Here is a 19121-nt window from a genome sequence, read left to right on the forward strand (position 1 = left end):
TATGGAATATACCTGTGCGCGTTATGAAATATTCGATAAAAGCCGTATAGCGACTGTCATGGTTGACCGCGATTGCGCAATCACATATGCCAACCAGGGCGCCAAGCTATTACTCGGCGACCATGCGCATTTAGGTCAGCACTTGGCACTTCAGTTGCCATCAGACGAAAAGGAGTTCCTATCGAGCTCTTTTCAGGTGGATGAGCACAGTGGACAGCCTGTTTACTATTGTGCCATTAGCGTTACCGATGATGAGTGCCAACAGTATCTGATTTACTTGCACCCGTTCAACATGCACTTGAGCGAATCTGAGCATCTGCCATTTTTATCGCAACATGATCCTTTGACAGGGTTGCCTAACCGCACCCAGTTTATCAAGCGCCTGCAGCGGCACTGCTTATCCGAAAGTTGCGAGAAAACGCTCACTGCGGTTATCTTTTTAGACTTAGACGGCTTTAAAGCGATTAATGATAGTTTAGGTCATGAAATGGGCGACAAGTTACTGCAAGTCGTCGCAGGGCGTATTCGCAACCAATTACGCAACTCGGATACGCTGACTCGCCTTAGTGGTGATGAGTTTCTGATGATCCTGACGGGGTTAGAAGCGCGTCAAGACGCAGCGATAGTAACGCAACGGATTCTTGATGATATCGCGCGTCCTTATAAAATCGAAAGTACCGACATTTATATTACTGCCAGCGCCGGGGTGACGTATTGCAAGGAGCGTATGAATCGTGCCGAAGTCATGATCCAGCAAGCTGATATTGCGATGTTCGAGGCTAAACGGGCGGGCAAAAACACCTTCCAATGGTTTGATAAATCTTTTAACGATGAACTCAACCGCGCGTTGATGATTCGGAACTCGGTGCAAAAAGGCATCGACAAAGAACAGTTTCATTTGGTGTATCAGCCGCAAATATGCTTAGCGTCGAATACCGTATGTGGCTTAGAAGCTCTTATTCGTTGGCGTCATCCGGACATTGCAAACTTATCGCCCGCAGAATTTATTCCTATCTTGGAAAGTTCAGGTCAAGTTATTCCGCTGAGTTACTGGATCATGCGGCAGGCATTTCGTGATTGGAAGCAGCTAAAGCCGTTGCTTACTGAAGGGGCTCGCATGTCAGTCAACGTGTCTACGGTTCATATCACTCGCAGTGATTTTATTGAGCAACTGGAAAAAGTGATTATCGACACTGAAATAACGCCTTCAGAAATTAAGCTTGAGATTACCGAGTCGATGATGTTGAGAAATGCCCAGACCGCCGTCGCTACGCTAGACAAGCTCACTGATATGGGGGTTGCCATTGCGCTCGATGACTTTGGTACAGGTTTCTCTAACTTACGTTATCTGACGCAAATGCCTATCAGTGATGTAAAGCTCGATCGTAGCTTTATTCGAGGAATTGATGCGAACAATGCTAATCAGGTAATCGTGCGCGGTATTATTGGTATGGCACACGAACTGGGCTTAAATACCGTTGCAGAAGGGGTCGAGACGGTCGCCGAAAAAGCGATGGTACAGCACCTTGAAACTGATGTGATGCAGGGGTTCCTCGAGGCAACACCGATGCGTTTTGCGCCATTAGTTGAGTTTTTGACACGCCGTTGAGGTCGTTGGACGTGCGTTGGCGTCCCCGGCAGGAGTCGAACCTGCGACCTGCCGCTTAGGAGGCGGCTGCTCTATCCTGCTGAGCTACGGGGACAACCGAATCGTGGCGTGGATTATGCCAGACCCGGGAGTTGCTTTCCAGCCACCAGGTGATTACTGCGCAACAGTTGTGTCAGGCTCACTTGCGGGAACCACCCAGTCGTTTACCTGAACGTTGGTTAGCACATCAGGGCCGTTAATCGAGGCGACAGCGCTATCGGGTTGTACTTGTTCAACGGTGACGGTAAAGCGGCTGACTTGCCAACGTTGACGGAAGTGACCTTGGTCGTCCACGTAGTTGCTTGGGTGTACGATCTTAAGTTTGTCCCCCACTTTAACACCGTGTGACTCACCCAAGTTGACTTGTACCTGCTGGCGATCATGCCAGACAACGCGACCGCGCACTGGCTTACATTGAACCTGCATTTGAATGCCCGAAGCGAGCTCTTCTAATGATGACGCTAGCGCCACACCGAACGGGGCATCCCAGAATGTCGTGGTGGCTACATCGACTTGGGCATTACGCGGAAAAGTCCAGGGCTCTGCGCCTTCGACCCGCGCACGCGTGATCAAATCGCCATTCATCGCATCAATTAAATAGAGCGTTAGGGCAAAGTGGCGAGTGGGTTGTTGTTCAAATACACCCAAAAATGAGCCTTGTTCTGTCACTGACAGATCATCGAAGATTCCCAGAATCACAAACTGACTGTCATTGGCATAACCAATTTGTCGGCCAATACGGCCAACTTCACTAAGGTTAAGATTGTCGAGTGCCGCTTGTAGACCCGCGTTACGGCGTAAGGTATGGGTTACGAATAATTGGTCACTTTGGCTGGCAATATCGCGCGCTAAATGCTGAGCCGAAATATTCCCTAGAGGCCAGATTTGTCCATAGGCGGCATGTTCGCGATTAGAGAACTCAAATGGGGCAATGGTCACACCGGCTTTATAGTGGCTGCCACGGCAAGATTGCTCGCGCTGCCAGATTTCTGTTTGAATCAGCACGTATAACCGTCCGTCGCGCATTTCTTCTCGCAACACATCAACCCGCTCAACATTGCCGGTGGCTGACACTTGGGTTTGATTATTGTTGACTACACCGTTGACGATAGACTGGACCGAAGTAATAGAGCTGCCCGTCATTAACAGGGCTTGTTGTAGCGCATTTTCGATAGCTTGGCTGCGTGCCGCTTGGGTATCGCCGTTGACGATACGGGCACTGCCTTCGACTTCGATTACGCGAGCATGAATGCTCAGCGTCATAAATCCGACGATTACACCAATTAACAACTTACGCAGCATGTTTATACCTTTCATCAGCCAACCAAAGGGGTCTTCTAGGTATACTTAAGCAAGAATCAGACCACCAAGCATGTGTTGGTTAGTAATAAACGACGCGCTTTATCTTCTGCTTACGGCTGGTGCTTTCATACAGGTTGTTTACTTTGGCAAAGTCGAGGCGCAACTCGGTCGCATAATATTCACCCACCGTGTAGGTACGAACAACTTCGGCGCCCCGAATAACCCCATCTACAGAAGCCTGAAACTGATCGTTGCCCAAGGTCCAGTTTTGCACTGAGGTTCCGCCCGAGATGCGTTGCCCATACACTTGCTCAGCCAACTCACGATAAGCGGCGAGTTTAGAGGCGCGCATGGCGGCTAGATCTTTATGCTGTTTGGTTTCACCCGGTTGTGCATCAATCGGCGCAAAGCCAGTGGCTGTTAAGACCGGGAAATGTTCCGGGGTTTCGGTTTCCCATTCGACATGTTGTTGATCGTAGACAGTATCGTAGACAGCGCTGCACCCGCTGAGCATCAGCAAACTAGTAAATAAAGATACGGTTAGAGCTGCACGTTTCATATCGACCTCAAGCCTAAATGAGTTATACCTGATAACTCATTAACGGCATGGATGATGAAATCTTTAGTGCTGTTTAGCGGATTTTGCCTTTGGCATTGTAGGTGAGTGCATCGCCGCGGGCATGGGATGCTTGTCGCACAATTTCATGCTTCAATTGGTCAATATTAGCGAGTGTGCGTGTCACAACGTGTTCGTTGACATCGCTCTGGCGTTTGACTTCCGCCAAAGTGGAGCGCAGTTGCGCGACGCGTTCGCTCAGCACTTCATCGGTGCTGAGTTGCTGCCGCTCCGGATGCTCGGCAAGAAAGCTATCAAACTCAGCAAGTTGGCTGAGTAAGCTGGCTTTGACCTCTGCTAATTCAGCAACACTTTGATGCTGACGGTTAACGACAGCGGTTAATTCTTGTTGCTGGCACTGTTGCAGTTGCTCCAGTGCTTGCGACATTTGTTCGAGAACTTCAGTGATAGGCGTCATAAATTCCTAAGCGCGCGTTAAGCGTCTTTATCTGTGTCGATCGCTCCACCAAACAAGTCACCTTCAAACTGCGCAAGTTTGGAAGCCAGACGATCAACGTCGACTTTGTATGAACCGTTCTCGATAGCTGCCTTAATGCGATCCACTTTAGTTTGATCGATGCCGCTGCTGTTCATTGCTTTTTCCTGCAATGCTGAAAGGTTTTGTGCTTCAGAGGTCAGTGAAACTGAGTCTGAACCGCTTTTAGCTGTTGCACCGCTGTTGCTCGACTGCTCAGTCGATGTCTGACGTTGCGTTTGCTTGGTGTCGATTGAATTATTCTTAACACCGTTGTTGTTTATGTTAATTGCCATATCGCTCGCCTCACATGTTATAAGTTCTCGCTTTGTAATCGGCCGCAGAAAAAATAACTTTAATTCTTTTCGTAAAAAAGTTTATAAATTAACCGTTACTTCGTTTAAGCCTGTCACGACGGCTTCTAGTGACTTGTTTGAACGAACATTTCGCACCGCCACTGACTCGCCTTGTAATCCGTCACCTAACGCTTTACCGGATGCTGTGATGCGCAACGATTTATCCTGCGCCACTATTGTAACGCTTTCTCCCTCGCAAACAAGACAGGTATCGCGCGCCTCGATAGCATCACCGGCAGAAATTCGCCGCTTTACGCGCGCCCCGACCAATAACGTTTTATCGGTAAATACGTTGGCACGCACTTGATTAATATCGACTTCAGCAATACGTAAATCATGCTCATTGATAAGGTGTCCAGGCGACATCGGGACCGCAGCCGACCAGACTTCTTGGTACTGATAAATCCGCACCGGTACATAAGTTCGCCAAGGCTGAGTCCCACTCGTGCACTGAATCTCGACGGTGGTATAACTTTCTAACCCCGAATTCCTAGCAAAGCCAATACTCGGCTCAGAAGCACAAACCTTGGGCGCCATGCGGGGATCGAGCGAATTTACGACCACTTCAACACGCCCGTTATCGGGCTGTGTCACTTGTTGCTGAACAAAGTTATTGGCTAATTGCTGCAATTTCTTGTAATTGTAGGATGAAGGTTCAGCTGAAAATGCTAAACTTGACGTCAATATGAGAAAGATCGAACTGATTATAGCGGTTTGCCGTATTATCATATTAACTCCACTTAAAGTTTTGGGTGCAATCGGCCGATTACCTTGGGGTAACCAGTACGACGTCAATCAATTGACATTTACACCTTTAATGACACTATTGGTGATAAAGCTAGCAAAGAACATGCCAGCAACGATAAGCGGCACACAGGAGATAACATGGCAAGCATCCTTGACTCGGTAAATCAACGCACCCAAATGGTGGGTCAGAACCGTCTGGAGCTTTTGCTGTTCCGCCTTAGTGGCCAGCAACGCTTTGGTATTAACGTCTTTAAAGTACGCGAAGTGCTGCAGTGTCCGAAGCTGACATCGATTCCACGACGCAATCGCCTGGTTCGTGGTGTTGCCCACATCCGTGGTCAAGCAATCTCGATTATCGATTTAAGTCTCGCGACAGGTGGGCCGGCGATTACCGATATCGAAAACCGGTTTATTATTATTGCCGAGTACAATCGTACCGTGCAGGGCTTTTTAGTCGGTGGCGTTGACCGCATTATCAATATTAATTGGGAAAACATCATGCCACCGCCGAAAGGCACAGGTCGCGATGCCTACCTTACCGCGGTCACTGAAATCGAAAATAAGCTTGTCGAAATTATTGACGTTGAGCGCATCCTTGCTGATATTACGCCGGTCAACACCGAATTGAGCGATGATGTTAAGAATCAGCCGATTACCGTCGAGAAAGAAAACCTTACCATTTTAATCACCGACGACTCAGCGGTGGCACGTGGCCAAATAAAGCGCGCCCTTGAATCCCTTGAGATACCACTTGAAATAAAGAAAAATGGTAAAGAGGCGCTGGATTGGCTAAATGAAAAGGCCAAGGAAGTGGATGGCAATGTACAACCGCACGTGCCCGTTTTAGTATCGGACGTGGAAATGCCTGTCATGGACGGTTATACATTAACCGCTGAGATAAAAGCGGATCCGAATTTGGCCGATGTTCGTGTTATATTGCATACATCACTAAGCGGCGTATTTAATCAGGCGATGGTTAAGAAAGTAGGGGCTGATGACTTTATCGCAAAATTTCATCCCGATGAGCTCGCCAGTGCCGTTAAAAAATGGCTCAATGCTGAAAACATTGTTGCCGAAGCCGAGTAATGGAATAGACGCAGTTAATGTCGAGTAACAAAGAACTCAATACACAAGAATATCAAGAGTTTAGGCAATTTCTGGAGCATCAGTGCGGGATCGTGCTCGGTGACAACAAACTCTATTTGGTAAAAAGTCGTTTATCACCGCTGATGAGTCATTTTGGTATCGACTCGTTAGCGGAGCTCGTCAAACGGTCAATGAAGATTAGCGAGCGTGCCTTACGTTCGGCTGTTATTGATGCCATGACAACCAATGAAACCTTGTGGTTTCGTGATACCTATCCATTTGAAATCTTGGTAAACCGAGTGTTCGAAGAATACAAGAATGAAACTCGGCCTCTGAAGATCTGGTCATCCGCTTGCTCAAGTGGACAAGAGCCGTATTCGATTGCAATGTCGTATCTTGAGTACAAGGCAAAAAATCCGGGTGCGCTTAAAGGTGGTATCAAAATTACCGCCACCGATATTTCGAACAAGGTGCTCGAGCAGTGCGCTCGTGCTGAATACGATAGTCTAGCCATCGTGCGTGGCTTATCACCAGAACGGCGAAAGAAATTTTTCGATGAAGGCGTGAAGCCGGGTTCGTCGATTCTAAAAGATGAAGTGAAGCAGTTTGTGCAATTCCGTCACCTCAATTTGCTCGACAGTTACGCATTGCTGGGTAAATTCGACATTATTTTCTGCCGCAATGTATTGATTTATTTTTCGGCAAACATCAAGCGGCAAATCATTGCCCAATTTAGGCAAGCTTTGAACCCTAAAGGCTATCTTTTTTTAGGGGCTTCAGAGTCGATATCAGGTCTGACCGATGACTTCGAAATGATACGTTGCAACCCCGGCATCATCTACAAGCGCAAAAATTAACCTCACTCAAATAAGCTTGGCACAGTTAATGCATTATTTTGTCCACCTGAAATGTGGGAGACAAAATTATGGCACTGACTATGGACAAGCTTATGGGTATTCAGCAGCACACGCTGGGTATTCGAACGCGTCGGGCCGAGGTAATTGCTAACAATATCGCCAATGCAGATACCCCCGGCTACAAAGCTAAGGGACTCGACTTTCAACAAGCGCTAGCGCAGGCTCAGCGTGGAATGGAGAGTTATAAGCTCGCGCGTACCCACGAAAGACACTTTTCTGTCGAAATCAAACCGCAAGGAACCGAGAAGTTCCGTATTCCAAATCAACCTGACACCGGTGACGGTAATACGGTGGATGTGCAAGTGGAACAAAACTTGTATGCAAAAAATGCATTGGAATATGAAATGACGATGAACTTCCTCAACGGCCGCATCAGTGGCGTCAAGAAAGCGCTAGGCGGCGGTCAAGCATAGGAATCTGAGCGATGAGTCTATTTAATATTTTTAATATCAGTGGGTCAGCAATGAGTGCGCAGTCGGTGCGCTTGAACACCACGGCAAGTAATTTGGCGAACGCCAACTCGGTAAGCAGTAGTGTTGATGAGACCTATCGTGCACGTAATCCGGTGTTTGCTACCGCACTGTCTGATGCGCAAGGTAACTATCGTGGTAATAGTCTGACTAACCAAAGCCAAGCAGGCCAGTCTGCTGGGGTCAAAGTTATGGGTATTGTCGAGAGCGATAAGCCGTTGCAAATCGAATATGCCCCGAACCATCCGATGGCGGATGGTAATGGCTACATCTATCGCTCCAACGTCAATGTGACCGAAGAGATGGCCAACATGATTTCTGCGTCACGCTCATATCAAACCAATGTGCAGGTGGCGGATACAGCGAAAACCATGACTCAGCGGTTGTTGCGTCTTGGACAAGGGTAACGGGAGATAGCCCATGGATAATGTGAGTAACAGTAACCCGTTAATCAACGATCTCACTTGGAAAAAGGAAGAGGGCGCTAAATACGCTGATGGGTCTAATAATCAACAGTTAGAGCAGGAAGACTTCTTTAAGCTGCTGACTCAACAGTTGAATATGCAGGATCCGACCAAGCCCGTTGATAACGATCAAATGATTGCGCAAATGACCAGTTTCTCGATGGCTGAAGGTATCACTGGCTTGCAAGAGCAGTTTACCAAGTTCACCGAGAATATGTCATCGAATCAAGCGCTACAGGCCTCTACGCTTGTAGGACGCAAGGTGTTGGTGCCTACCAGCAAGGCTTCGATCGATAGCGGTGGCACGGCGTCTGGCATGATTGCTGCACCACAAACAGCGCAGAACGTAAAAATTACCATCAAGGATGAAAATGATGCGGTCGTGAGAACCATTGATATGGGCGATTTAGCTGCAGGTACCAAGGATTTTGAATGGGACGGTTTAGATCAAAGCGGCAATCCAGTGCCGGCTGGCAAGTATTCGTTTACTGCCAATGGCCAGCTAGGTAACTCCGCGGAAGATTTACCACTGCAAATGCACGCGACGGTTCAAAGTGTTAGCACAGGTGGTGACCGTGGCATCGTACTTAATTTGAAAGGTTTAGGTGGCATCAACTTTAAAGATGTCACAGAGATTGGCTAAATAGCGAGGTGACTTATGTCATTTAATATTGCACTGAGCGGCATCAACGCATCACAAAAAGATCTTGATACAACCGCGAATAACATTTCGAACGTAAAAACTACCGGTTTTAAACAGTCGCGTGCGGAGTTCGCCGACGTGTATGCGTCGAGCATTTTTAACGCGGGTAATACAAAAGTCGGTGACGGTGTTTTGACTTCATCTGTCGCACAACAGTTCAGCCAAGGTACACTGGAGTTTACCGATAACTCGTTAGATATGGCGATCAGCGGCAACGGCTTCTTTGCTACCACCGATGGCCTAGGTTCTCGTGATTTGACCTACACGCGTTCGGGCGCATTCAAGCTAAACGATGATAAGTTTATCGTTGATAACCAAGGTAACTATTTGCAGGGTTATCAAGTTGACCGTAACAGCGGTGCAACGACGTCTACCAGTTTGGCGACTACTCAACCTATCCGAATTCCGGATGTAGCAGGGGCACCGCAGAGCACCAACAACATTTACACGGCATTTAACGTGGATGCGCGCTTAACACCGATTGATGGCACAGCGACACCATTTGATCCGAACACAGCCACCACTTACCACAGCTCAACATCGGCAACGGTATACGATTCATTGGGTGAGTCACACGTATTGTCGACTTACTACGTTAAACGTGGGCAGAATGATTGGGATGTCTATGCCACCTTTGATGGTCAAGAAATTGACTTAGCACCCACTGGTAGCGGTTCGGCGTCTGCCACTAACTCGGTTAATGGTTTCTCGGGGCTGAACGTGCAGTTCTTAGGTAACGGTGAACCGGATTTACCGGCAGGACAAACCACTTTTGATCCAGGCACACTCGATTTAGCAGGTGCAGGTCCGAGCGGTCCATACCTCGATAACGGTGCCGATCCACAAACCATTCAATTCAATTTCCAAGACCAAACCGGTACTACAACACCGACCCAGTTCGCTTCGGACTTTGAGGTTACAACGTTAGACCAAGATGGTACGACCGTGGGTCGTTTGACTAACGTGGATATTGGTAAAGATGGTTTGATTGCTGCAACCTACTCGAACGGTGACGTACAGTATTTAGGTCAGGTATCGGTCGTTCGTTTTGCTAACGAACAAGGTCTAACGCAAATCGGTGGTACTAAGTGGCGTCAAAGTATTGATTCAGGCGAGCCGCTTGCAGGTGAAGCAAACAGCGGTACGTTTGGCGCAATAGAAGCTTCTGCGTTAGAAAACTCAAACGTTAACTTGACCAAAGAGTTGGTTGACTTGATTACGGCTCAGCGTAACTTCCAGGCGAACTCGCGTTCGTTAGAAGTGAACAACACCATTAATCAGGCGATTCTACAGATCCGTTAACCCGCGCCGCGAGAGCGATTGGTTTAATAAGAGGCTTGCATCGGCAAGCCTTTTTTATTGGTTGATCGAGGCAAAGCTTAGATATTGGCACGCTCCATGCATAGTCATTAGTTAGTAGAAGTATCTGACAAATTTTTGGCTGGAGGTCTGCATGGACAAGATGCTTTGGGTCGCAATGAGTGGCGCGAAAGAAAATATGAACGCGGTGGCATTGCGCGCGAATAACTTAGCCAACGCCAACACCACAGGTTTCAAAGCGGATTTGCAACAAGCGCGTTCGATGCAGGCGTTTAACGAAGGGTTGCCCACGCGCGTGTTTTCGATGACAGAAAGCCCGGGGCAAAACTTTGCCAGTGGCGCCATGGTAACCACCGGACGTAATTTGGATGTTGCCGTGCAAGGTCAAGGTTGGATCGCCGTACAAAACGCCAACGGCGAAGAACGCTACACACGTAACGGTAGTTTAGAAATTGGTGCCGATGGCATGTTAAAGAACGACCGTGGACAACCTGTCATGGGCGATGCGGGCCCAATATTTATTCCCATGCCGATTGATAATTTAACTATTGGGGCTAACGGTAATATTTCTATTCGTCCGCAGGGTGCGCCTGAAGACGCTATGGAAATTGTCGATCGTATTAAATTGGTAAACCCGCCCAACGGTAACGTCAAGAAGGATACCGACGGTTTGTTTTCCCTCAAGGACGGTCAACCGGCACTCGTGGATGCCAATGTGAAGTTATCTATCGGGGCACTTGAAGGCAGTAATGTAAACACGGTCGAAGAGATGACCAACATGATTGCACTACAGCGCCAATACGAAATGAACGTCAAAATTATGAAGACCGCCGATGAAAATGCTCAGCGCGCGGAATCGCTCATGCGCATGAGCTAAGCGGACGGAGAGGAGACGCATTATGAACCCAGCGCTTTGGATTAGTAAAACCGGACTCGACGCACAACAGCGCGACATCTCGGTAATTTCAAACAACTTGGCGAACGCCAGCACTGTTGGCTTCAAGAAAAGCCGTGCGGTATTCGAAGATCTGCTTTACCAAAACATCAACCAGCCGGGTGGTCAATCGGCACAGGATGTTGAGTTGCCTAACGGGTTAATGATTGGTGCCGGCTCAAAAGTGGTCGCGACACAAAAGTCACATACCCAAGGTAATGTGCAAACAACCGATAACTCACTTGACGTGATGATTGATGGTAAAGGCTTTTTCCAAGTATTGATGCCCGATGGCACCTTGTCTTATACCCGTAACGGTCAGTTCTCGCTCAACGAAGAGGGTGAAATGGTTACGTCGGGCAACGGCTATCCTGTTGAGCCTGCTATTCAGATTCCAGAAGACGCTACTTCACTGAGTATTTCGCAAGAGGGTGAAGTGACCGTGCGTCAGCCAGGTAACGCAGACAACGTGGTGGTTGGGCAAATTAACCTCGCGAGCTTTATTAACCCCGCCGGTTTAGAACCTATTGGACAGAACCTTTATAAGGAAACGGCAGTCAGCGGTGCACCGCTTGAAGCCGTGCCAGGTGTCGACGGCATGGGGAATACGATTCAAGGTGCGCTGGAAACCTCGAACGTTAACGTGACTGAAGAACTCGTTAACCTGATTGAAGCTCAACGTGGTTACGAGATGAACTCGAAAGTGATTTCATCTGTGGACCAAATGCTGAGCTATATTAATCAGCAGTTGTAAGGGCTTGGAGGCAATTATGCGCTTATTTTGGATGAGTTTGGCACTGCTTAGTTTGGCAGCCTGTAGCTCGAACCAACCAGCACCCATGCCGGATGATCCTTTTTATGCGCCGGTATTGCCCGAGGAGCGTGCACAACCTGTGGTGCCGACTGGTTCACTTTACGAAGCCAAATACTCCGACAATTTGTATTCGGATATTAAGGCACGCCGTTTGGGTGACATTATTACCGTGACTTTGCAAGAGCGGACGACGGCGAGTAAATCAGCGAATACTGAAACCACTAAAGAGAGTAACGTCGATCTGCCGGTACCCAATATACTGGGACGGGCAGCGACCATTAATGGTAATCCACTGTCGGCGACATTGGGCGGAACACGTGACTTTACTGGTGACGCGACGGCCGACCAGAGCAACCAGTTGAGTGGCGAAATCACCGTGACGGTCATTCGTACGCTAGCTAACGGTAACCTAATTGTTCGTGGCGAAAAGTGGCTCCGTATTAATACCGGCGACGAGTATATCCGTCTCACCGGCATTATCCGTCCGCAGGATGTCAGTGCGAATAACACCATACCTTCGACGCGTGTTGCCAATGCGCGTATCGAATATAGCGGCACAGGTACCTTGGCGTCGACACAGGACCAAGGCTGGTTAAGCAAGTTCTTTAACAGCAGTTACTGGCCGTTCTAAGGTTAAGGAGTAGCAAGTGAAACAGTTAAAAGTCGGGCTATTGATTATTGCCATTATCAGTCAGTTGCTGGCGCCCGCTTATGCTTCACGCATCAAGGATATCGCGTCAGTGGCGGGGATTCGGTCAAACCAGCTGATTGGTTATGGTTTGGTCGTGGGTTTGCCCGGTACCGGTGAGCAAACGCCATTTACCGACCAAACCTTTCGCACCATGCTCGGTAATTTCGGCATTAATATCCCGCAAAACGAGCGACCTAAGATCAATAATGTCGCAGCGGTCGCCGTACACGCGGAAATCCCTGCATTTGCAAAGCCTGGACAAACTCTCGATGTGACAGTGTCCTCAGTGGGTAGTGCCGATAGTTTGACCGGTGGCACGCTATTACAGACCTTTTTAAAAGGTGCTAATGGCGAAGTCTATGCCGTTGCGCAAGGCAGTTTGATAGTTGGTGGCTTAGGCGCTGAGGGCAATGACGGCTCTAAAATCGTGATCAACACACCCACTGTTGGCCGCATTCCGGGCGGTGCTATTGTCGAGCGCGAGATACCGACTGCATTTGCTCAAGGCGACTATTTTACCTTTAACCTACATGACTCCGACTTCACCACTGCTAAACGCGTAGCCAACACCATTAATGGATTGGTCGGTGATGGCATGGCACAAGCGATAGACGCAACCTCGATTCGGGTTAAAGCGCCACGAGAATTAAGCCAGCGGGTGAGCTATATGTCCACGTTGGAAAACCTTGAAGTGGAACCAGCAATGTCCGCGGCGAAAATTATCATCAATGCGCGCACGGGCACTATCGTGGTTGGCCAGAATGTGGAGTTACGTCCAGCGGCTGTGGCTCACGGCAATATGCAGGTCACCATCTCGGAAAATGTGCAAGTCGACCAACCGAATCCATTTGCGGGTGGAGAAACAGCTGTGACACCGCAGAGTATCATTGATGTGCAGCAAGATGATGCCCGTATGTTTGTCTTTGAACCCGGTACCACACTGAACGATCTGGTGCGCGCGGTTAACCAAATCGGCGCAGCACCTGGCGACATTATTGCGGTACTCGAAGCGTTAAAACACGCAGGAGCGATTTCTGGTGAGCTCATCGTTATTTAATACAGACGCGACAAGCTTGTACGATCTTGCGCCCCAAGCGCAGACCAAGGGTGCGGTGTTAGATAATCACTCACTCGACTCGCTGCGCCAAAAAGCCTTTGGTGAGCATAAAGAGCAAGCGCTCCGCGAAGCGGCGCAACAGTTTGAGGCTATCTTTTTGAATATGGTCATGAGCAGCATGCGTAAAGCGAATGACGTGTTTGCTAAAGATAATCCACTGAACTCACGGTACACCAGCATGTACCGTGATATGTATGACCAACAACTGACTTCTGAATTATCTAATAAAGGTGCGCTTGGCCTGGCTGATCTGATGGTGCAGCAGTTGAGCCCTAATCAAGGCAAAGAACAATTCCAACGAAATGGCGGCAACTTGGGAGAGCAGCGTGTGCGCTCACCGAGTAAAACGCTGTCTGATCAGGGCGGTGTACCGGTGGGGTTGTATTATGGGCAAACACGGGTTAACCAAGCCAAAGTAGGTGAGCAGTCGGTTACCTTTGACTCACCTGAAGCCTTTGTTGACGCGATACGGCCCCATGCAGAAAAAATAGCTCAAGAGAGTGGCATGAATGCAAACGCTTTAATTGCACAAGCGGCGTTAGAGACGGGGTGGGGGCAGCGTGTGGTGCCAGGGCGTCACGGCGGTTCGAGTAACAATCTGTTTAACATCAAAGCCGATGCGCGATGGGGTGGTGAGCAATCGCAGGTAAGCACGCTCGAATTTGATGGTGAGGTTGCCAAGCGTGAGAAAGCCGCGTTCCGTAGTTATCAAAATGTGGAACAAAGCTTGCAGGACTACGTGGCCTTTATTCAGTCGCATCCTCGTTACCAGCAAGCGCTCGCTGTCGCCGACGATCCGAAACAGTATGCACAGCAGTTGCAGCAAGCTGGATACGCGACTGATCCGAAGTATGCGGACAAGATCCAAGCCGTGATGAAGCGGCTAACACCGTAATTAAGCGGCAAAAAATTGCCGCTTAAGTTAAACATTTTCACGCCGCGGCCGATAGCAGGTCACGAGCATTGGGGAGTAGAGAATGAGTTTCGATTTACTGAATATTGGTAAAAACGGTATTTTGGCGCACCAGCAGAGCCTGCAGGTGACTGGTCAGAATATCAATAATGCGAATACTCCCAGCTATGTGCGTGAACGTACAGAATACCTTGAGTCACAATATGGCGGTTTAGAGCGCGTCCGTGTGCAACGAATGATTGATGAGTTTTCGAATCGTCAGTTACGTACCGATATTTCACGCGTGAGCTTCTATGAGGCGAATCTTGAACAAGCCGAACAACTGGATACGTTACTCGGAGATAGTACGACGAACGTGTCCTCAACTATCGAAAGCTTTTTCAATACCTTGCAGGATGCGAACAACGATCCGGGGTCGGTGACTGCGCGTCAGTTGGTGCTCGCTGAAGCCGATGGCATGGTTACCAAATTTAATGACTTTTCATCGTACCTTAATGATCAAGAAGACATCATTGATGAGCGGCTGAAGTTGTCGACCGAACGCGTTAACTCGATCGCCGAAAATATTGGTGACCTCAATGAACGAATTTTTGCCGCAAGCGGTAGCCAAAATGCTAACGGTGACGTCAACGCATTGAAAAACCAACGTGATGAGCAACTGCGTCAGCTTGCCGAACTGGTTGAGTTTTCTGTTGTTGAGCAGGACAACGGTGGTTTGAGTGTAAACCTTAAAAACGGTCAGCCATTAGTGCTGGAAGATGGCCGGTTTAACTCGGTCGCCGTAAAGAACAACCCCAATACCGAACGCTTAGAGTTTGTGTTGCGCAAAGATCATGGTGGCGGTAAGCAAAGTGAGTTTGTCGTTCGCTCTGACGAAATCGGCGGTTCGGTCGGCGGCTACCTCGAATACCGCGATGATATTCTGATGCCGACTCAGCGTCGACTAGGCCAGTTAGCGGTCCGTATCACCGATACGCTCAACTCGCAGAATCAAAAAGGCATGGATTTAGATAATCAGCTGGGTCGCAAACTCTTCGATCTTTCGCAAACCCAAGCCTCGGGTCTGGCTTACGAGGAAAACACCGGTAATGGCGAAGTGACTGTGGGTGTACTGGAAGGTAATAGTGCGTCGTTTCCTTCAGAAAACTTACAAGTTACCATGACCAGTGCAACCGATTATGAAGTGGTCGCGGTGGATAGCAACGGTCAACCATTAGAAGGTGCGGATGTTATCACGGGTACGGTCGATGGCGCTGGCAACGCGGACATCGAAGAGTACGGTATCACGCTCAATGTGGCTAATACACCTGCTGCAGGTGATCGCTTCTTAGTTAAACCCGCAGAGAGTGCCGCATCAGAAATTGAGTTGGTTGTTCGACGTCCCGAGGATCTTGCGTTAGCGAGTCCTATCCGCGTACAAAACAATATTGATAATCAGGGTGCCGCTGAAATTCAGATTAGCGAGATTAACGCACCTGACGACTATTATGACGCAGGCAATAACACGTTATTAGGTACGGCCCCAGCTCGTATCGAGGTGACCGGGAAAACCGGTAACGCTTATGACATTGAGCTGTTTGACAAAGATGGCAACTCCATGGGGACATTAGCCGGCACGACGGACCTGGAAAATATCGTGGGTCAGATCGCGGGCGGCGATCCCGATTATGATGTCAGCATTGTCGGTGAACCGTCTGTCGGTGACAGTTATTCAATTGAATACAATACGAACGGCTTTGATGACAACAGTAATGGTCAGGAACTGGCGGACTTGCAACGGCAACAATTAGTGCGTCGTGATGGTGCAGAAGCCGAAGATCCGACCATGACATTTAATGAGAGTTACGCGCGTTTGGTGTCGGATGTCGGTAGCCGTGTTAGTCAAAACCGTGTATTGCGCGATTCAGCCGAAGCGATTAAATCGCAGACCGAGGCACTCTATGAGTCTAAAGCGGGCGTGAATCTCGAGGAAGAAGCTGCGAACCTGATCCAGTACCAACAAGCTTATACGGCTTCAGCTCGGATCATTACAACGTCGCAAACCATTTTTGACACGTTACTGCGCTCACTGGGCTAAGTAGCTGCATGATGAGCAGGAGTGAATTATGCGTTTAAGTACCAATTTATTTTATCAACGTGCGCAAGACAGCTTAACGCAGTCGCAGTCTCGCCTTGATAAGGTGCAACTGCAATTGACAAAGCAAACGCGCATTCTCAGCCCCGCTGATGATCCTATCGGTAATTCGCAGGTGTTGGCGCTAGACGAAAAGCTGGCGCAAAATAGCCAGTTTGACCGCAATTCGGTGACGTTGGAAAACAACTTGAGCCGAGAAGAAAGTGTATTGTCGAATATTGTTGGTTTCGTGCAACGTGCTCGCGTGCTTGCAAACCAAGCCGGTAATGGGAGTTACAGCCAAGAGAACCGCGAAGCTTTAGCGTTGGAGTTGCGTAACATCGAAGATGCTATTTTTGATTTTACTAACGCGCAAGATGAGTCGGGTGAATATATTTTTGCCGGATACCAAAATCGTATCCAGCCGATGAACTATGACCAAGTCACACAAAGTTATAGTTATGATAGCGATGACGGTCAGCGCCAAATTCAATTATCGCCGAGCCTATATCTACCCGCAGGGGACCCAGGGAGTAAAGTGTTTGGCACCTTGTCGAACCGGGTTGACGTGGAGTTCACTGGCGGCAATAACTTGGTGAATAGTTTGACTGCGAGTGACCGCGATGCGCTTGCAAACTACTGGGATGCGGGCGATGCCGCGACGCAATCAGCGACGATTAATTTTGTGGGGGGTAACTACGAAATTGTCGATGGTGGTGGTACAACGGTAGCAACGGGAGCGTACACTGCGGGCGATACCATCAGTTATCAAGGTCTAGAAATTAATACCAGTAATGATGTGGTCAATGGTGATTCAATTACGTTTGATATTAACGAGCCTGTATCACGAAACCTGCTAACGCAAATCGGCGACTTGGCGAGTGCGTTAGAAAACTCCGATGGCAATCAGAAGTTCTCTTATCGCGAGGAAATTGCTTCGTCTTTGACAGCATTCGACGACGCTATTTCCAACCTGACCGATACTCAAGCTAAGGTCGGTGCACGGTTGAATGTCTTAGAGAATACTCGGTTAAGTAACGCGGACTTGGAAATTGTTAACAAAAAGGCGCGGTCGGATATTGCCGATGTGGACTATTCCACGGCTATAACGGACCTTGTTAAGAACGAAACGATCTACTCGGCTGCTCAACAAGTGTTCACTCGGGTATCTCGTTTGAGTTTATTTGATTATTTATAAAAAACTTCTTATGTTGGCTGATAGTCAACAGTGACAAGGTATACAGACATTTGATTAAGGGTTCAGTTGGATGCTGAACCCTTTTTTTGTAAAAAAATTCAAAAAAGCGGCTAAAGTTTGCCGCTGCGTTGCCGTTAGCCTGAATGACGGCTAAATTTTGCCGTTTTATCGGCAGGTTTAGCCAAAACAAAGCTAAGGAGCAGAATTATGCCTTTATATGTGAATACCAACGTCAGCTCGTTGAACGCACAGCGCCAATTGATTAACTCAGGTAATAAATTGGATACTGCGTTTGAACGTTTGTCGTCAGGTTTCCGCATCAATAGTGCATCAGATGATGCCGCTGGTTTGCAGATCTCGAACCGCCTTGAGTCTCAGGTTATGGGCTTGAATCAAGGTAACCGTAACGCGAACGACGGTATTTCATTGGCACAAACAGCGGAAGGCGCGTTAGACGAAGTGACTAATACCTTCCAACGCGTACGTACCTTGGCGCAACAAGCGGCGAACGGTTCTAACACCGGTGAAGACCGTTTAGCGATTCAAGAAGAGATTCGCGTATTGATGAGCGAAGTGAATCGTATCGCAGAAGACACTACATTTGGTGGTCAAAGCCTGCTTGACGGTTCTTACAGCGCGTCTTTCCAGGTTGGTGCAGATGCTAACCAAACCATCAACTTCGACATGCAAACTGTTGGCGGTACTGCAAACTCAATGACTGCGGCAGGTGGTTTCACTTTGTCGGGTATCGCGAGTGTTGCATCCGCTGTATCGGGTGAATCTTTGTCAGCGATTTCTGGCACAGCAAACACTAATAGCTTCGCAGCCGCATTCGTTGCTTCAGCGATTTCTGTATCGACTCAAGATGCAGCACAAGAAGTGTTGGCGGGTATGGATAACCTGATCGCTGTGGTTGATAAGAAACGTGCAGAGTTGGGTGCGGTACAAAACCGTTTCCAATCAACGATTCGTAACCAAGGCAACGTTTCTGAAAACCTAGAAGCTGCGAAATCGCGTATTAAAGACGCGGACTTTGCTGCTGAAACTGCAAAACTGACTCAGTCTCAGATCTTGCAACAGGCTTCACAGACTATCCTTGCTCAGGCTAACCAGCGCCCACAGGCAGCGCTTCAGTTACTTGGATAAGTTATTGAATTTATTAAAAAAGCCGGGCTTATGCTCGGCTTTTTTAATTTTTATTCTAAAGTAACGATTGGCATCGCCGATACCCTTTTTA

The 19121-nt window shown here is 48.4% G+C and carries 20 protein-coding genes and 1 tRNA gene; 15 read left to right on the forward strand and 6 right to left on the reverse strand.

The genetic code is table 11. The features are described from left to right. Position 1: 1 nt before the first annotated feature. Positions 2-1609, forward strand: a complete 1608-nt coding sequence (locus BFR57_RS06900) for an EAL domain-containing protein (RefSeq protein ID WP_071463267.1) — start codon at positions 2-4, stop codon at positions 1607-1609. 17 nt (positions 1610-1626) lie between these two features. Here BFR57_RS06900 and BFR57_RS06905 read toward each other — a convergent pair. The 6 genes from BFR57_RS06905 to flgA all read right to left on the reverse strand — a co-directional run bounded on the left by BFR57_RS06905 (position 1627) and on the right by flgA (position 5126). After that, a tRNA-Arg gene (locus BFR57_RS06905) sits at positions 1627-1703 on the reverse strand. 59 nt (positions 1704-1762) lie between these two features. Then, complete coding sequence (locus BFR57_RS06910) at positions 1763-2950, reverse strand: flagella assembly protein FlgT (RefSeq protein WP_171903947.1); 1188 nt, start codon at positions 2948-2950, stop codon at positions 1763-1765. A 79-nt stretch (positions 2951-3029) separates the two neighbouring features. Beyond that, on the reverse strand, positions 3030-3509 hold the full coding sequence (locus BFR57_RS06915; RefSeq protein WP_071463268.1) for an LPP20 family lipoprotein: 480 nt from the start codon (positions 3507-3509) through the stop codon (positions 3030-3032). A 73-nt stretch (positions 3510-3582) separates the two neighbouring features. Continuing rightward, positions 3583-3984, reverse strand: coding sequence for a flagellar export chaperone FlgN (gene flgN / locus BFR57_RS06920; RefSeq protein ID WP_071463269.1), 402 nt, complete (start codon positions 3982-3984; stop codon positions 3583-3585). A 17-nt stretch (positions 3985-4001) separates the two neighbouring features. Continuing rightward, entirely contained in the window at positions 4002-4337 is a 336-nt protein-coding gene (gene flgM / locus BFR57_RS06925; protein WP_071463270.1) for a flagellar biosynthesis anti-sigma factor FlgM, read from the reverse strand. Between the two features lie 81 nt (positions 4338-4418). Further along, positions 4419-5126, reverse strand: a complete 708-nt coding sequence (flgA, locus tag BFR57_RS06930; protein ID WP_071463271.1) for a flagellar basal body P-ring formation chaperone FlgA — start codon at positions 5124-5126, stop codon at positions 4419-4421. Positions 5127-5282: 156 nt separating this feature from the next. Here flgA and BFR57_RS06935 point away from each other — a divergent pair, with 156 nt between their 5' ends. From BFR57_RS06935 to BFR57_RS07000, 14 genes are all read left to right on the forward strand, one after another. Further along, complete coding sequence (locus tag BFR57_RS06935; protein ID WP_071463272.1) at positions 5283-6230, forward strand: chemotaxis protein; 948 nt, start codon at positions 5283-5285, stop codon at positions 6228-6230. 17 nt (positions 6231-6247) lie between these two features. Next, a complete protein-coding gene (locus BFR57_RS06940; RefSeq protein ID WP_071463273.1) occupies positions 6248-7087 on the forward strand; it encodes a protein-glutamate O-methyltransferase CheR in 840 nt (279 codons plus the stop codon). Between the two features lie 68 nt (positions 7088-7155). Beyond that, complete coding sequence (gene flgB / locus BFR57_RS06945; protein WP_071463274.1) at positions 7156-7560, forward strand: flagellar basal body rod protein FlgB; 405 nt, start codon at positions 7156-7158, stop codon at positions 7558-7560. A gap of 11 nt (positions 7561-7571) precedes the next feature. After that, positions 7572-8024 (forward strand): flagellar basal body rod protein FlgC, encoded by a 453-nt coding sequence (flgC, locus tag BFR57_RS06950; protein WP_071463275.1) that lies wholly within the window; start codon positions 7572-7574, stop codon positions 8022-8024. Between the two features lie 13 nt (positions 8025-8037). Then, positions 8038-8724: a flagellar hook assembly protein FlgD gene (flgD, locus tag BFR57_RS06955; protein ID WP_071463276.1), complete on the forward strand. Its 687-nt coding sequence runs from the start codon at positions 8038-8040 to the stop codon at positions 8722-8724. Between the two features lie 15 nt (positions 8725-8739). Then, positions 8740-10086, forward strand: a complete 1347-nt coding sequence (flgE, locus tag BFR57_RS06960) for a flagellar hook protein FlgE (RefSeq protein WP_071463277.1) — start codon at positions 8740-8742, stop codon at positions 10084-10086. A gap of 151 nt (positions 10087-10237) precedes the next feature. After that, entirely contained in the window at positions 10238-10981 is a 744-nt protein-coding gene (gene flgF / locus BFR57_RS06965; protein WP_071463278.1) for a flagellar basal-body rod protein FlgF, read from the forward strand. A 22-nt stretch (positions 10982-11003) separates the two neighbouring features. After that, on the forward strand, positions 11004-11792 hold the full coding sequence (gene flgG, locus BFR57_RS06970; protein WP_071463279.1) for a flagellar basal-body rod protein FlgG: 789 nt from the start codon (positions 11004-11006) through the stop codon (positions 11790-11792). Between the two features lie 31 nt (positions 11793-11823). Beyond that, positions 11824-12483, forward strand: coding sequence for a flagellar basal body L-ring protein FlgH (gene flgH, locus BFR57_RS06975; protein WP_253183632.1), 660 nt, complete (start codon positions 11824-11826; stop codon positions 12481-12483). A 16-nt stretch (positions 12484-12499) separates the two neighbouring features. Further along, positions 12500-13600: a flagellar basal body P-ring protein FlgI gene (locus BFR57_RS06980; RefSeq protein WP_071463281.1), complete on the forward strand. Its 1101-nt coding sequence runs from the start codon at positions 12500-12502 to the stop codon at positions 13598-13600. Then, positions 13581-14555: a flagellar assembly peptidoglycan hydrolase FlgJ gene (gene flgJ / locus BFR57_RS06985; RefSeq protein ID WP_083405075.1), complete on the forward strand. Its 975-nt coding sequence runs from the start codon at positions 13581-13583 to the stop codon at positions 14553-14555. Before BFR57_RS06980 ends, flgJ begins: the two co-directional genes overlap by 20 nt. An 82-nt stretch (positions 14556-14637) precedes the next feature. Continuing rightward, the gene (gene flgK, locus BFR57_RS06990) at positions 14638-16650 is read left to right on the forward strand and encodes a flagellar hook-associated protein FlgK (RefSeq protein WP_071463282.1); all 2013 of its coding nucleotides are present in this window, start codon (positions 14638-14640) and stop codon (positions 16648-16650) included. Positions 16651-16678: 28 nt separating this feature from the next. Next, positions 16679-17884, forward strand: coding sequence for a flagellar hook-associated protein FlgL (gene flgL / locus BFR57_RS06995; protein WP_071463283.1), 1206 nt, complete (start codon positions 16679-16681; stop codon positions 17882-17884). Positions 17885-18091: 207 nt separating this feature from the next. Beyond that, positions 18092-19030, forward strand: coding sequence for a flagellin (locus tag BFR57_RS07000; RefSeq protein ID WP_071463284.1), 939 nt, complete (start codon positions 18092-18094; stop codon positions 19028-19030). Positions 19031-19121: the final 91 nt, after the last annotated feature.

This window comes from Idiomarina sp. MD25a, from assembly GCF_001870515.1.
GTDB lineage: Bacteria > Pseudomonadota > Gammaproteobacteria > Enterobacterales > Alteromonadaceae > Idiomarina.